Genomic DNA, 14,133 nt, shown 5'->3' on the forward strand with positions numbered 1-14,133 from the left:
AATGCCCTAAAGTAATTTTCTACTTTAAGACATTTTAAATTTAAAATATTATAAACAACAACATTACTATAACTCCTGGTATTCCAAAAATTCCTGCAATAAGTGCTGTTATTATATTTATACCTATATGAAATCCAAAGTTTGCACCAATTAAGTTTACTACCCAAAGTAGTATAACTCCACCAATACCATTTAATAATAGTTTTATTGGCCACTTTAGTAATTTTATAACTACATATAAAACTACTAATGCTATTAGCATATAAATAAGTCCTTCCATTTAAACTCACCTCTCTTTTTATTAGCTAAAGCTAATATTTAATATTCAGCAAGTCTTGTGCAATTTTCAATAATATATTCTTGTGATGCTACTATGCCCTTTATTTTTGCTTGTTCCATAAAGTATGAGTATCTTTTTAATGCTACTTTTTCTGCATATATAGCAACTTCAATAAGAAGTGGATCACGTACATTATCAAATGCACTACTTGCAATTTCTAGCTCTGCTTTTGTTTTCTTTATTTGCTCTAGTATATAATCTTTTTCACTCTTATTTCCTAATATATTATTAAGATATTCCTTTATGTTAAATTTTTTCATTTTTGTAAATCCCCTTTTATTTTTTTCTTATCTTAATCTTGTCCAAAATTTTAGAGTTTATACAAAAATATTTTTTTATTTTTTGTAACAAAAATATATAGAAGTCATAATATATAGCATAAGAAGCTTTTCACTCATTCTCAAAACAAAACTTCTAACTCCCATCTATATAAGGCTCAAAATTTTATTTTGAGCCTTTCTTTTTATACTTATATAACTGTTCTTCCTTGTAATGCTTTTGATAATGTTACTTCGTCAGCATATTCTAAGTCTCCACCAACAGGTATTCCTGCTGCTATTCTAGTTACTTTAACATCAAGAGGTTTTAATATTTTTGCTATATACATAGCAGTTGCTTCCCCTTCAATGTTAGGATTTGTTGCTATAATAACTTCTTTTACAGTATCACTCATTCTAGCAACTAACTCTCTTATTCTTATATCTTGTGGTCCTCTTCCTTGCATTGGTGAAAGATTTCCATGAAGAACATGATATACACCATTAAACTCTTTTACTTTTTCCATTGTCATAATATCTTTTGGTTGTTCTACAACACAAATTATACTCTTGTCCCTATTAGGGTTTCCACAAATTGAACACGGATCTGTATCTGTAAAGTTTCCACAAACTGAACAATATTTTATAGTTCCTCTAGCTTGAACAAGTGCCTCTGCAAACTCACGTACTTCTTCATCTGGAAGATTTAAAATATGTAATGTTAATCTTTGAGCAGTCTTTTGCCCTATACTTGGAAGCTTTGCAAATTCACCTATAAGCTTCTCTATTGCAACTGGATAAAATTCCATAATTATTTCTCCTTATAAACTTTATTTTTTTATATCCTTTATTATACACTAAGTTTTCCTTAAAGTATTTTTATTTATTCCTCAAATTAGTTGACAGAGCAACTAATTGGTGATAAACTTTAGTTAGTTGCTAAAGCAACTTTTATTTTAGCTTTATCTAGTTGATAAAGCAACAACATCGAAAGGAGATTTTTTATGAATATAATACAAAAATTCACTATATTATCGTTATCATTTATTTCACTTATTGCAACAGCTGCCATGGCACCTGCACTTAATAGTATACAAACTCACTTTATAAGTGCATCTCCAACTATTATAAAATATGTTGTTACATTGCCTGCATTAATTTGTATTCCTATAGGACTTTTGAATAATACATTTTTAAAATATATTTCAAAAAAGAAACTTATTTTAATTGGATTAATACTTTTTACTATTGGCGGTCTATCTTCAAGCTTTGCTTCTAGTATTTACTCACTTCTATTTACAAAAGCTATATTAGGTCTTGGACTTGGAATTACAGCTCCACTTTCATTAGTTTTAATTGGTGATTTCTTTCATGGAAAAGAAAGAGCTAAATTTATGGGGCTTTCTACTGCAAGTACAAACTTAGGTGGAATTATTTCAACTCTTTTTGTTGGATTTTTAGCAAGCTTTGGATGGAGATATTCATTTTTAGTTTATGCTGTTGCCATTATTGTTTTTATCTTAATTGCATTATTCTTACCTAAAATACCTGGTGAGGAGAATGATAAAAATGTACATAATATAACCATTAATGAACTTGAGGAAGATATTAAGCTTAATAAAGGAATTTTTAAGTATGCCATTTTAACAATGCTTGCACTTATTGCATTTTATGCTATTCCTACAAATATGGATTTTTTAATTAAGTTTAAGAACCTTGGAACATCATCAACAGCTGCAAATATTGTTTCTATTTGTACTTTAATTTCACTTATTTCAGCTATGCTTTTCCCAAGACTTATGAAACTATTTAAATCATATTATGTTTTAGTTATATTCCTTTCAATGACTTTAGGATTCTTTATTTTAGGTGAAGCTACAATTCTTCCACTTATTATTTTAGGTGCTATCTTAGTTGGATTTGGATTTGGAAGTATTGTTCCTTTTGGAATGTTATTTGCTTCAAACATAGTTCATAGAACACATACAGGTTTAGCTATTTTAATAGTTACAACTTCATTATACTTAGGTGAATTTTTATCTCCTATAATACTTCAATACATCTCAAGCTTTTTAAGAATTAATAATGTTACTGGTTGTCTTTTAGGTGCATCTGTAATTTGTATCTTAGCAATCTTTGTATCTATCTATGTTATAATAAGTGATAAGAAGATTTTAGTATAATGTAAAGGAGTTTTTAAATTGAATAGTTTACCATTAGATTTATTAAGAAATGCTGCCCTTTTTAGAAAGCAATATTATATCTATATTTCTAAAACAATTAAAGATTTTGATTTAAATATAAGCTCTGCTGAATTTGGATTTTTGAAAGAACTTATTTATAATGATGGAGTTATTCAAGAAGTTTTAGTTCATAATACTTGTATTGATAAAGCTGCTACTAGCAGATTGATTAAGTCTTTAGAATCTAAAAATTTAATTAAAAGAATACGTAATGAACATGATAAACGTAGCTTCAATGTTTTTTTAACTGATGAGGGAAAAAAACTTGTTCCTTCAATTGAAAAAATATTAACTGATTGGTTCTCTTTAGTTCAAAACTCTGTAGGTTCTGATAACCTTAAAACATTTATGACTCTTTTTGAGTCAATAAATCAAAATAGCTTTAAATAGACATTTCTATTTAAAGCTATTTTTTATCCCCATATTTCTGGTGATTTATAATAATTTATATTTCTTAAAGACATTCTTTGACCTTGTGTTTTAAGTCTCTCTTTATATTCTTTCCACTCTCTATTTTCTTTTGATGTCCATCCAATTTCGCTATACCCTAAAATTCTTGGATATATCATGTATTCCATCTCTTCCTTATTTTTTATAGTTTCTGTCCATAGTGGAGCTTCTATTCCTAATATTAATTCCTTTGGAGCAAAATCTGTTAGATCAAAATTATATGCTTTTTCAACAGATATAAATCCTGCCCAATCATTTCCTATAGGAGTAGTTTCATTATATTTCATATCTAAATAAATATTACTTGCTTTTGAAATTATCATCTTCATTTTCTTATTTTTAGCTTCTTCATTAGAGTCTTTCCAGTTTTGAAGAATCACATTTTTATTTATTCCTGGTGCTGTATCAATTGGGTCCCAACCTATTGGTGTTTTTCCATATTTCATTGCTATTTTTGATACTCTCTCTACAAAATAATTATACTCTTCCTTTGGTGTAGAATCCGCCTCATCACCACCTATATGTATATATTTTGATGGAGATATTTCTGAAACTTCCTTTATAATGTCTTCTATAACTGAATATGTAGCCTCACTTTTACACATTAAACTACTAAATCCAACTTCTGTTCCTGTATATAAGTTTCTTCTTCTTCCATTTGAATTTAAAAATTCATATGAGGCAAGCATTGCATTAGTATGACCTGGCATATCAAACTCTGGTATTATTTCAATATATCTATCTTTTGCATAGTTTACTATCTCTTTAAAATGCTCTTGTGTATAATATCCACCTATGCCTCCACCTACTTGTGTTTGACCACCAATACTTGTAAACTTAGGCCACTTCTTTATTTCTAATCTAAAACCTTGATCATCACTTAAATGTAAATGTATCTTATTTATCTTATATTCAGATGCAAATTCTATCTGCTCTTTTATATCGTCAATAGGGAAAAAGTGCCTTGCCACATCTATCATTAATCCTCTATATTCATATTCTGGTTTATCTTCTATATTAACTATAGGAAGCTCCCATTTAATATTTTTAGTTATATCTACTCCCTCAATCTCATTTGGTAATAGCTGAATTAAAGTTTTTGTTCCTCTAAAGAGTCCTTCTGGTGTATACGCTAATATTTTCACCATATTTTCATTACTTTCTAAAGTATATCCTTCATTTCCAAGACCAATACCGCCACCTATTGTAGTTAAATAAATATAATTTCCAACTGGTTTTTCATTCTTTATAATTTCAATATTATAGCCTATTGATTTATCCATTCTTTCCTTTAAAAGTTTTGCTACATTATAAATCTCTTCAGTTTGAGTGCTATTTTTTCCTTGCACATAAATTTTAGTGCTTTTTATAATACTAAACTTTCCTCCCTTTACTTCACACTTATTAGGCTTTGGTATAACATTTATTGTAGGTTTTTCATAAGCATATACTTTTATAAACCCAAATCCTACAATACAAAAAATAGTGATAATTAAAATCTTTTTAATCCTTTGCATATTATCGCTCCTTAAAATTTATATATCACTATTTTTTATTCCCTATTTTATCTTCCTTATTCTACTTTAACCTAATTTCCCACATTTTTTCTCAATATAAAAAGGAACTGTGCATGTGATATGCTACAGTTCCTTTTACTATTTAAAATAAACCAGGTATATTCATTCCACCTGTTACTTGCCCCATTTGGCTTGAAGTTTCTTCATCGACTTTTCTTAGTACTTCATTTACAGCACTTAATACTAAGTCTTCTAACATTTCTACATCATCTTCATCTACAACTTCTGGCTTAATGCTTATTGCTAAAACTTCTTTTTTACCATTAGCTTTTACAGTAACAGCTCCGCCACCTACTGATGCTTCAAATTCCTTTTCTTCCATATCCTTTTGCATTTGCTCCATTTTCTTTTGCATTTGTTGAGCTTGCTTCATTAAGTTATTCATATTACCCATACCTGGGAATCCGCCTTTTGCCATTTTAAAATTCCTCCTTGTTTTTAAAAAATCTATTTTAATTATATAGTATTTAATTAAAGTTTTCTATAATTAATCATATTTCGTAAGATACTATTCATCTATTATCTCTAAAAAATCTTCACCTATAATGTTTACTAATTCATCTTCTGCTGATTTTACTTCATCAGCACCTGCATCAACAGTAAACTCAACTCTTACTCTTGCCTTTAATATTTCTGTAAAAACATCATTTACTATTTTATTATTTTCAGGCTTTTCTAATCTATCCTTACTGAAAGAATATTGATTATCATAATTTACTGTAATTACACCACCACTACATGATACTGGTTTCCCTGTAGTTATTGAAGCATATATTATCATTTGTCTTCTATTTTTAAAGCTTTCTAAAATATCTTTCCATGCTCTTTTTACATCATCAATAGTAACTGTGCTGTTTTCATCAATAGGTTCTGATACAACTCTTTTCTTTGGTGTAGGTGCAGATGTTTTAGTTTCTGCCTTTGTACTTCCCTTTTGTGTTTCACCACTTACTTCTACTGAAGTTACTGCAATTTTTCCTGATTTTAATGTATTTTCAAGCTTATTTATTCTAGCTAAAATAACTTCATTTGATGTATCATATTGTATCTTACAAACCTTTATTACTGATAATTCTAAATAAAGTCTTGCTTGTTTTGTTGCCTTTGCATCATTTTCACATTCTTGAAAAATCCTAATACATCTCATTATTTCTTCTACTCTTATTCTTTCACTTTGTTCCTGTAAGAGCTTAATATTCTCAAGAGACATATCTAAAACTTCTTCAGGATTATTAGTTACTTTAACCATCATAAGATTTCTATAATGTGCAATTAAATCTTTTATAAATAAATATATATCTTTTCCTGCATACACAATCTTATCTATTATTTGCATAGATTTTTCAATATCTCTTTCTATACATGCAGAAACTATTTGGAATAAATATTCATTTGTTACAAGACCAAGCATTTCAATTAATTCAGAATAATCAACCTTTCCATCCCCCATTGCAATAGCTTGATCTAAAATACTTAAAGCATCCCTCATGGCCCCATCAGAAACTCTTGCTATAAGCTCTAAACTCTTATCCTCTGCAAGTATTCCCTTAAAATCTACAATAGTTCTAAGTCTTTTAACTATTGTTTCATTTCCAATTCTCTTAAAGTCAAATCTTTGACATCTTGAAAGAATTGTTATAGGTAACTTCTGAGGATCAGTTGTTGCTAAAATAAATATTACATTCTTTGGAGGCTCCTCAAGAGTTTTTAAGAAAGCATTTACTGCTCCTGTAGAAAGCATATGTACCTCATCCATAATATATATCTTAAATCTTGCTTCCTGTGGTGGATATTTTGCATCATCTATAATATCACGAATCTTATCAACTCCATTATTAGAAGCTGCATCAAGTTCTGTAACATCCATTAAAAGCCCTTCATCAATCCTCTTACAATTTTCACACTCATTACAAGGCTCACCATCTTTTGAGTTTAAACAATTTAATGCCTTTGCAAAAACCTTTGCTGTAGATGTTTTTCCTGTTCCCCTAGTTCCACAAAAAAGATAAGCATGAGCTATTCTATCATTTAATATTTGATTTTTCAGTGTTGTTGTTATGTGTTCCTGTCCTATAACATCATCAAATGTTTTAGGACGCCACTCTCTATATAAAGCTGTATATGCCAAACTTTGCACCATCCTTCTACCTAAAATACGACTATCTAAAATTTAATCTACTAAATCATTCTTTACTATTCATTATACTATAAGGAAAAAATATATTTAAACTTATTTTCCTTCACCTTAATTATTCTATCCAAAATTCATACTAAAACATCTTTTAATAGTATAAAAAAGCTACTTCTTGTAAAAATAAACTTAAGATACAGTATATTTATAATTTATCTATAATTTTGTAAGAGATTTATATTGCTTTATCTTGATTAAATAATATAAACTTGAATTTATAAACTATGAAAGTAGGGATAAACTTGAAAAAAAAATTAGTACCAAACCAAAAATACAATCTTAAAATCTTTTTCATAGGTTTTATTATAGCAATTATAACATTAGGATTAATATTACTTTCTACAAGGTATGACTTCTTATTTAACTTTGGATACCACCTCCTTCACGGATTTGGATCAGATTTAGGAACTACCTGTGAAATACTATTCTTTATAGTTGTATCACTATGGGTTCTAAGATTAATAATAAGATACCTTAACCCAAAAACATTCAATTTTATTTGGAAACAAACTGATAAAACAAAACTAAAGTTATCTGATAATAGTAAAAATAATATATCAACATTTCTTATAACTTACATAAAAAAATTCCTTATCTTTGTCTCTAAAATAATTCAAAAATTCCATGTACCCTTAGCTTTAATAGGCTTTGTCATAATAATGGTACACGTATATATATTCCTACACTTAGGATTTAAATGGAAAATTGGATATATCTTTGGAGCATTAGCTGCAATAAATCTTCTTATTATATTCTTTTCAGGATTCCTTAGAATATTTAATAAAGGATTTAAATCACATAAGTTTTTAGGAATTCTTTTCATAATACTAATGCTTTTACACATTATTTTTATATAAAAATAAAAAACAGTAGCTTTCAATAAATGAATTAAAGCTACTGTTTTTAATTTCTATATTTACTTTTCTGCTAATCTAACAATATTTTTATTTAAGCATAAGTTCTTTCCATGCCTCTTTATTACATATTCCATTTGGATTTAGATTCATGTATCTTTGGAATTTTAAAACTGCTCTTAAAGTGTCTTCTCCAAATATTCCATCTGCTTCACATGTTCCACAGCTAAAACCTTTATCTATTAATCTTTCTTGCATTATTTTAGTTATTTCCCCCTCTGCTCCAAAACCAATATTTATACATGCCCCTAATGTTTTTTCTCCAAATAATCCATCTACTACTAAATCTTTTGAGAATTGAATGTCTAATTCATATTGTAGATTTTTTATTATTTGTCCTGAAACACATTCTTGCCATAGGAATAATTCTTTTTGTATTTTTTCTTTTTTTGATATAAATATTTCATCACTAAATTTATCTAAATCAAATGTGTCATTTATCCCTCTAATACTTCCACTATCCGTATATTGCCACCCTACATAATTTTCAAATATTGTTTTACTTATACTGCTAGTTCCATATTCTGCAATCCAACATTTATAACTCCCTATTTGACTATCTAAGTAAGTATTAGCAAAATTAACGTAAGTATATATTATACATTCATATCCACTTATTTCTTTAAAATAATCAATAAACTTTACTAATACTTCTGATAAATTAGAAATACCCATAGTGACTTCAACATCAACTACAGGTATTATATTAAATTCTTTATCTTTTATTCTATTCCAAAAAGCTTGTGCTTGTATTATATAATCGTCTTCTGCTCTGAAAAAGTGATAGAATCCAACCTTAATATTTGCATTTTTAATTCCTATATATTGTTCTTCTAAGTATGGATTTGTAAATGTTACTCCATCTCCACTTTCAATAATACATGCTTCTATTCCATTTTCATTTAAACATCCAAAATCAAATATTCCATCATAATTACTTATGTCTACACCTTTAATATTCAGCATTTTTCTCTCCCTTCATTAAAATTTTAATGTTCCTTTTGCTCTATTAAATTCACCTGCAATAGCTTGTCTGACTTCATCTATCTCATCGAAAGTTAGACAATTCATTTTTGAATGCAACTTTCTATTAAATTCAATAATTTTACCTTCAGCATTACTTTTTAAATTTGGATTTAATCTATACTCTTCCTCAATTTCACTCCAAATCATTTTCCCAATATTCATTGCAGTTTCAAATTTCTTTTTTCCTAATTCTTTTTCTAAAACTTCTTCTTTTTTTGCCAAGTATTTTATAATTGAATTTCCTATAACTTTTACTAAATAGGTAATAATCCCCATTAAAATAGTTACTATTATAGGCGTTACTTCTCTTATAATTTCATATCCCACTGTACTTACACCTTCTTACTATCTTAAAAAACGTTCCATCTCGCAAAAAAAGAAACCCAGTAAACCTGTCCCTATCAAAACTATAAACATTCTCATTATTCCATTGCTAGTTTTAAGAGCTTCACAAAGGTTTCTTAATTCAACTTTTACTTCAATGTTTGCTTGTTCTAGATTTTTTATTCTTTGTGAGTGTTCATCTAACCGTCTGTCATGCTCTTCTGTTTTATTCACTATTTTGCCTTCTTAAAACTTAAGGTTTTAACTTCTTTAGCTTATCTACTTCATCTTCATCTAGAACAATTTTTCCATCTATAATCTTATATAGCCTATAATTATTTTTTAAGCATAAATTATCTTCTATATTTCCACAATCATAAATCTTTTCATAATCTAAATAGTCTCTTGGATATAAATCTTTTATCTCTCTATAATTACCACCTGTTGCGATGCTTTTAATCTTTCCTGTTTCCTTAGACCAAACTATAAACATTTTATCTCCTCCTTTATCCTATTGCCATCCACATTACATTTAAATTCCCACCCCACGTTGGAGCAGAATCGTTTGTTTTATTGCTATACATAACATCAGCTCGAATCTCAAACCAAGCTTCATCCATATTACTATCAACTAATATACAATCAGCTGAATATAAAACTGAACTACTATTTGGTAATTCAACATTTCCTGTCCACCAAATAAATTGATAATCTCCATTCTTATAAGTAAATTCTTGTGGTAATTGAATTGTTGTATTTTGTCCACTTTCTATATTGCTAACACTTCCTGTTTCTACAATAGATTTATAATTATAATTTTTTCCACCTTGATTCCATACAAAACCATCTTCTGTTATATTTAACGTAGTTCCATTTGTAAAACTCATCTCTAAATCATTTTTCTTAATTATCAAAGGTGTATCATTTCCTATTGTAAAATCAAATTCATTCATAAACTCTGTCATTGAGCTTGTTAGCTGTCCATTAGATACCTTTTGATTTATCTCTTCAGCTGTTTGAAGTTTATAAGTTTCAAACTCTCCATTAGAAACTTTCTCTTCAAGCTGTCCATTTAACTCTAAGATCTCAAGATTATTTTCATTATTTGATTGAATTATTTCAGTAATCTGATCAGTTTGATTTGCTATATTTTTATTTATATTAAAAGAACTACTATATGGGGTTGATAAGTTTAATGTAATTCCTTCAATATAATGCTCTTTATTATATCCAAGTTCACTACAAGTAACAGTTACTGTTTGATATAACTTTAATGCTGTAAAATTATTATCTATATAACTTAAATCTAATGCTCCTACATTTGCATTTAAAATATTATCATTTATACTCTGTATATCTTTATCTACAAGACTTTGAAGTTCTTCTAAAGTCTCTACTTTATACTGAATTACCTTATCCATAATCCCATATTTTTTTACAAGACTTTCATTAACAGCCGTTGCCTCTAATTTATTATTAGGTCCTATTCCTATAATTCTTGTACATATAGATGATAAACTTCCTGTAACTTCTATACTTTGAATATTAATTCCTACATTAAAATTATTTTCTCCACTAACTAAAGGTAAATCTTCTAAATAATCTAAAAAGTATTGGTCTTTTTCTTTTCTTATCATAATAAAACCACCAAAAGGTTTTATTAATTCCTGCATTATCACTTGTAAGCAAGTTTGTCTATTTGTTTTTACTGTAATAAATCCTTTAACTGTAATATTTCCTAAATTAATTTTTGTTAAAGAACCTTCATTATAGACATCTAATATATTTTCTAAAAGCATTTCTACAGATACATTTGCTACAGAATCTTTTGGAGCATTCTTAGGAATTTCACCACCATAAAAATTCCAACTTGGAACAGTTACATCAACTAAGTAATTTAAAACTGATTCACATGTAACTTCATTTATAAACTCTCCATCACTATTCATAGATTTCTTTACACTTAAAACTCTTCCTGTAAAAATCTCTGTGCCTTCAATGTCTAAAACTTTAATCTTATCTAAAAATTCTTCTAGTTTATTAAAATACTCACTCTCTTGCATTATTGTAAATGATAAGATTGAAGCACTATTAGCTTCATAGCTAATAGTGCCGTTAAAATACTCTGAAATAAAACCTTTACCTTCTACAAAAATTGTAAAATTTCTCATTTGATTATCTTCCTTTCAAAGTTTTTATTTCTTATTTATTGTTTATTAAGTATGCTTGCCCTGTAATTTCTTCATACTGTTCAGCTGTTAGTATTCCTTCTCCTACTAACTCTCTAATTTGTGCCTCGTTCCATAACCCTACTTTATAAAATAATTCAATTGTTTGAAATGACATAATTATTTTCCTCCTTTAATTGTTAATTCAAATACCGCTTTACTTAAAGCATTAACTTGCATCTTTAATTCATATTGTTCCATTACACTTTCCTGCATTCCATCTCCTAAAGCTCCTATTTGAGTTTTAATAGATTTCATAGTATCTACTGGTTCTTCTTTTATAAAATTACTTAATTGTATAAAAAAACTAGATATATCTTTTATATCTAGAACACCTTTTATACTATTTAATTTTTCTAAATTTAATTTATATACACCTTCTCTTAATGTTATAAATAGTTCATTTGTGATTTCTACGGTATTCTCAGGAATTACTGAATTTATATCACTACTATAGAACCCTTCAAAATCTCCTGTTTGTTTTGAATATGAAAAATATCTTCTTATTTTATTCTTATTTTTAAGCATTAATAATCGCCTCCCAGAAAAATCCTACAACTGATGTTACATATACTTGGAATGAGCCTGTTGTTTTTTGATCCCCAACTTTAAGCCATTGTTGCTCTGAATTCATTCCATCTACTGGTGTTGCTATTACAACATAATTTTCTGTATTTGCTGTAACTGGTAATGTTATAGTTACCCAGCAGTTAAAAAGGTTTGATTGATTTCCTGTAGGGAAATAACATGTCTGATATCCCCAAACTTTAATAGTTCCATCTAATTGTTTTGAATAGTAACACATATCACTATTACCACTACAATTTACAACACTATTACAGTTTTCTATACTTTTTCCTAAAGGAACTTGTCCATTCAAACTATAAATATCTCCATCAATCATAATATTTAAAGGATTTCCTTCATTTCCTTGAAATACTATGTTACTTTCTTCTGATACATCTGCTTGTGCTCCTGCAAAAACTGGATAGTCACTTATTTCACCATTTCCCCATGAAGCCTCTGGTATGCTTACAGTACATTCCTCTGCTTTTTTCAAAACAACATCTTCATCTGTTATAACTTTAAGCCAAGTACCCCAAGTTCCTTCATTAGAATAACTTCTAAACCAAATATTTTCATTTGTAGTTGGAGCTATTTGAACAAGAATTTGGATAAAACTACTTTCTCCTGAAACAGTATTTCCTATATTCTTAACTACTATTATTCCTTCACTACTATTTAATAATACTTCTGGAATGTTACTAAAGCTTCCATTTCCAAAGTTCCATAAAAAACTTTCATTAGGTTCTATAAAGTTATTACAATCCATAGAACTTGGTGCATTTCCTTCTATAGGAAAAGTTCCATTTAAAGTTTTAATTATATTTTGTGCTGATGTTTCTAGTTTACTATAGCTTTCCTCACTTTCCTGTGTGCTAGCAATTAAACTTTCCACTTCATTTTGTGCTTTTTCTAAATTTTCTAAATTTCCTGATAAACTTGAGTTAAATCCATTAACCTCACTATTCATAGCTAATAATCCATTTGCTAAAGCTTCTCTTACTTGTGAGCCATATAGTGCTGTTAAAATATCATTAACCTCATTTTGTATATTTGCCATTAGATCATCTCCTTATTAAATTTAATACTTACAGTTCCAACACCTGTCGCATCTAAAACTGTTAATCCTGTTTGAATCATAAATGAATCACTATAATTTTCTATTTTTGCACTTCCAGTAGTTTCTATACTGCAATTAGTTTTTTGTCCTCTATTATATACTGGAATTTTTAAAACTCCATTTACACTTACATAATTAATCTCTGATATTCCATCTATAAAAGAAAAATCATTCCATAAATCATCTCCAAAATCCCCCATATTTATTAATGGGTCACAAGTGAATGTAACTGTAAATACTCCTCCCATCCTGCTCATTTCAAGACCTGTAATATTTGTACATATTCCATTTAATGTTCCATTTATTCCAAGTAATGAACTTATATCAAGAAGAGATTTTCCACTACCATATAAGAAATTCTTAAACTCAAAATATTTCATATAAATGTTTGATTTATTTAAGTCCTTATTGAAACTCATATATCTATAAAAACTAAACTCAATAGTAATAGTTCTACTATTATAGTATTGAATACCATTTAGTGTAGAAAAATCATATTCTCCATTCATATAAGGAACATTTTCAGTTGTTATTTTAGGTGTAGGACTTCCAATATCATAGGAAGTTATTTTAAACCCCATCTCTAAAGAATTTCCTTTATTGAAAATAATATAATTATCCAATTAAAACACCTCTCATTCTTGCATTAAGAGCAGCTTCCTCTCCATTTAAATTATCAAAATCCTTATGTGTTGCCTTAACAATATTTCTTCCATTCATTTTTACATTTGTCACTATAGGTCTTTTACTTATCTTATCTATAGCTTCCATAACTTTACCTATAACTCCACCTTCAAAATCAATAGAATTAATCTCTGGCATATCAAAAGAAAAACCTGACATAAAATCATTTGAATAATTTATAATAGGAACAGAATTTATTAAAGTATCTCCAATAA

19 protein-coding genes are annotated in these 14,133 nt (G+C 28.0%); 3 read left to right on the top strand and 16 right to left on the bottom strand.

Annotated features, from left to right (window positions below):
• Positions 1–40: 40 nt before the first annotated feature.
• From ACRDDY_RS13255 to recR, 3 genes are all read right to left on the bottom strand, one after another.
• Positions 41–280, bottom strand: a complete 240-nt coding sequence (locus tag ACRDDY_RS13255; protein ID WP_438565416.1) for a pro-sigmaK processing inhibitor BofA family protein — start codon at positions 278–280, stop codon at positions 41–43.
• 38 nt (positions 281–318) lie between these two features.
• Positions 319–600 (bottom strand): DUF2508 family protein, encoded by a 282-nt coding sequence (locus ACRDDY_RS13260; protein WP_438565417.1) that lies wholly within the window; start codon positions 598–600, stop codon positions 319–321.
• A gap of 209 nt (positions 601–809) precedes the next feature.
• Positions 810–1,406, bottom strand: coding sequence for a recombination mediator RecR (gene recR / locus ACRDDY_RS13265; RefSeq protein WP_438565418.1), 597 nt, complete (start codon positions 1,404–1,406; stop codon positions 810–812).
• 195 nt (positions 1,407–1,601) lie between these two features.
• On the opposite strand from recR, the gene ACRDDY_RS13270 reads away from it, so the two are divergent.
• Both ACRDDY_RS13270 and ACRDDY_RS13275 read left to right on the top strand, forming a co-directional pair.
• Positions 1,602–2,780: an MFS transporter gene (locus tag ACRDDY_RS13270; RefSeq protein ID WP_438565419.1), complete on the top strand. Its 1,179-nt coding sequence runs from the start codon at positions 1,602–1,604 to the stop codon at positions 2,778–2,780.
• An 18-nt stretch (positions 2,781–2,798) separates the two neighbouring features.
• On the top strand, positions 2,799–3,230 hold the full coding sequence (locus ACRDDY_RS13275) for a MarR family winged helix-turn-helix transcriptional regulator (protein WP_438565420.1): 432 nt from the start codon (positions 2,799–2,801) through the stop codon (positions 3,228–3,230).
• Positions 3,231–3,253: 23 nt separating this feature from the next.
• Here the strand turns inward: ACRDDY_RS13275 and ACRDDY_RS13280 are convergent, their stop codons facing one another.
• The 3 genes from ACRDDY_RS13280 to dnaX all read right to left on the bottom strand — a co-directional run bounded on the left by ACRDDY_RS13280 (position 3,254) and on the right by dnaX (position 6,995).
• Entirely contained in the window at positions 3,254–4,807 is a 1,554-nt protein-coding gene (locus ACRDDY_RS13280) for a family 20 glycosylhydrolase (protein WP_438565421.1), read from the bottom strand.
• Positions 4,808–4,949: 142 nt separating this feature from the next.
• Positions 4,950–5,285, bottom strand: coding sequence for a YbaB/EbfC family nucleoid-associated protein (locus tag ACRDDY_RS13285; RefSeq protein WP_438565422.1), 336 nt, complete (start codon positions 5,283–5,285; stop codon positions 4,950–4,952).
• 90 nt (positions 5,286–5,375) lie between these two features.
• Positions 5,376–6,995 (bottom strand): DNA polymerase III subunit gamma/tau, encoded by a 1,620-nt coding sequence (gene dnaX / locus ACRDDY_RS13290; protein WP_438565423.1) that lies wholly within the window; start codon positions 6,993–6,995, stop codon positions 5,376–5,378.
• A gap of 305 nt (positions 6,996–7,300) precedes the next feature.
• Here dnaX and ACRDDY_RS13295 point away from each other — a divergent pair, with 305 nt between their 5' ends.
• Complete coding sequence (locus tag ACRDDY_RS13295; protein WP_438565424.1) at positions 7,301–7,915, top strand: hypothetical protein; 615 nt, start codon at positions 7,301–7,303, stop codon at positions 7,913–7,915.
• Positions 7,916–8,002: 87 nt separating this feature from the next.
• Here the strand turns inward: ACRDDY_RS13295 and ACRDDY_RS13300 are convergent, their stop codons facing one another.
• From ACRDDY_RS13300 to ACRDDY_RS13345, 10 genes are all read right to left on the bottom strand, one after another.
• A complete protein-coding gene (locus tag ACRDDY_RS13300; protein ID WP_438565425.1) occupies positions 8,003–8,938 on the bottom strand; it encodes a GH25 family lysozyme in 936 nt (311 codons plus the stop codon).
• A gap of 15 nt (positions 8,939–8,953) precedes the next feature.
• Positions 8,954–9,325: a hypothetical protein gene (locus ACRDDY_RS13305; protein WP_438565426.1), complete on the bottom strand. Its 372-nt coding sequence runs from the start codon at positions 9,323–9,325 to the stop codon at positions 8,954–8,956.
• An 18-nt stretch (positions 9,326–9,343) separates the two neighbouring features.
• Positions 9,344–9,556 (bottom strand): hemolysin XhlA family protein, encoded by a 213-nt coding sequence (locus ACRDDY_RS13310; RefSeq protein WP_438565427.1) that lies wholly within the window; start codon positions 9,554–9,556, stop codon positions 9,344–9,346.
• Positions 9,557–9,575: 19 nt separating this feature from the next.
• Positions 9,576–9,815: a hypothetical protein gene (locus tag ACRDDY_RS13315; protein ID WP_438565428.1), complete on the bottom strand. Its 240-nt coding sequence runs from the start codon at positions 9,813–9,815 to the stop codon at positions 9,576–9,578.
• Positions 9,816–9,828: 13 nt separating this feature from the next.
• On the bottom strand, positions 9,829–11,493 hold the full coding sequence (locus ACRDDY_RS13320; protein WP_438565429.1) for a hypothetical protein: 1,665 nt from the start codon (positions 11,491–11,493) through the stop codon (positions 9,829–9,831).
• A gap of 31 nt (positions 11,494–11,524) precedes the next feature.
• Positions 11,525–11,668: an XkdX family protein gene (locus ACRDDY_RS13325; protein WP_438565430.1), complete on the bottom strand. Its 144-nt coding sequence runs from the start codon at positions 11,666–11,668 to the stop codon at positions 11,525–11,527.
• A gap of 2 nt (positions 11,669–11,670) precedes the next feature.
• A complete protein-coding gene (locus tag ACRDDY_RS13330; protein WP_438565431.1) occupies positions 11,671–12,078 on the bottom strand; it encodes a hypothetical protein in 408 nt (135 codons plus the stop codon).
• Positions 12,071–13,174, bottom strand: a complete 1,104-nt coding sequence (locus ACRDDY_RS13335; RefSeq protein ID WP_438565432.1) for a hypothetical protein — start codon at positions 13,172–13,174, stop codon at positions 12,071–12,073. Before ACRDDY_RS13335 ends, ACRDDY_RS13330 begins: the two co-directional genes overlap by 8 nt.
• Positions 13,174–13,857 (bottom strand): hypothetical protein, encoded by a 684-nt coding sequence (locus ACRDDY_RS13340; RefSeq protein WP_438565433.1) that lies wholly within the window; start codon positions 13,855–13,857, stop codon positions 13,174–13,176. The genes ACRDDY_RS13335 and ACRDDY_RS13340 overlap by 1 nt, the downstream gene beginning before the upstream one ends.
• Positions 13,850–14,133: hypothetical protein (locus ACRDDY_RS13345; RefSeq protein ID WP_438565434.1), on the bottom strand; the 284-nt coding region annotated here is incomplete at its 5' end. The genes ACRDDY_RS13345 and ACRDDY_RS13340, both read right to left, overlap by 8 nt.

The organism is Clostridium sp., assembly GCF_051656525.1.
GTDB lineage: Bacteria > Bacillota > Clostridia > Clostridiales > Clostridiaceae > Clostridium.

What these genes read in the sequence shown, in the direction of transcription:
- ACRDDY_RS13330 (WP_438565431.1), bottom strand. Translation starts at nt 12,078, where the DNA reads ATGCTTAAAAATAAGAATAAAATAAGAAGATATTTTTCATATTCAAAA.
- ACRDDY_RS13300 (WP_438565425.1), bottom strand. Translation starts at nt 8,938, where the DNA reads ATGCTGAATATTAAAGGTGTAGACATAAGTAATTATGATGGAATATTT.
- ACRDDY_RS13325 (WP_438565430.1), bottom strand. Translation starts at nt 11,668, where the DNA reads ATGTCATTTCAAACAATTGAATTATTTTATAAAGTAGGGTTATGGAAC.
- recR (WP_438565418.1), bottom strand. Translation starts at nt 1,406, where the DNA reads ATGGAATTTTATCCAGTTGCAATAGAGAAGCTTATAGGTGAATTTGCA.
- ACRDDY_RS13280 (WP_438565421.1), bottom strand. Translation starts at nt 4,807, where the DNA reads ATGCAAAGGATTAAAAAGATTTTAATTATCACTATTTTTTGTATTGTA.
- ACRDDY_RS13270 (WP_438565419.1), top strand. Translation starts at nt 1,602, where the DNA reads ATGAATATAATACAAAAATTCACTATATTATCGTTATCATTTATTTCA.
- ACRDDY_RS13260 (WP_438565417.1), bottom strand. Translation starts at nt 600, where the DNA reads ATGAAAAAATTTAACATAAAGGAATATCTTAATAATATATTAGGAAAT.
- ACRDDY_RS13315 (WP_438565428.1), bottom strand. Translation starts at nt 9,815, where the DNA reads ATGTTTATAGTTTGGTCTAAGGAAACAGGAAAGATTAAAAGCATCGCA.
- ACRDDY_RS13285 (WP_438565422.1), bottom strand. Translation starts at nt 5,285, where the DNA reads ATGGCAAAAGGCGGATTCCCAGGTATGGGTAATATGAATAACTTAATG.
- ACRDDY_RS13255 (WP_438565416.1), bottom strand. Translation starts at nt 280, where the DNA reads ATGGAAGGACTTATTTATATGCTAATAGCATTAGTAGTTTTATATGTA.
- ACRDDY_RS13320 (WP_438565429.1), bottom strand. Translation starts at nt 11,493, where the DNA reads ATGAGAAATTTTACAATTTTTGTAGAAGGTAAAGGTTTTATTTCAGAG.
- ACRDDY_RS13335 (WP_438565432.1), bottom strand. Translation starts at nt 13,174, where the DNA reads ATGGCAAATATACAAAATGAGGTTAATGATATTTTAACAGCACTATAT.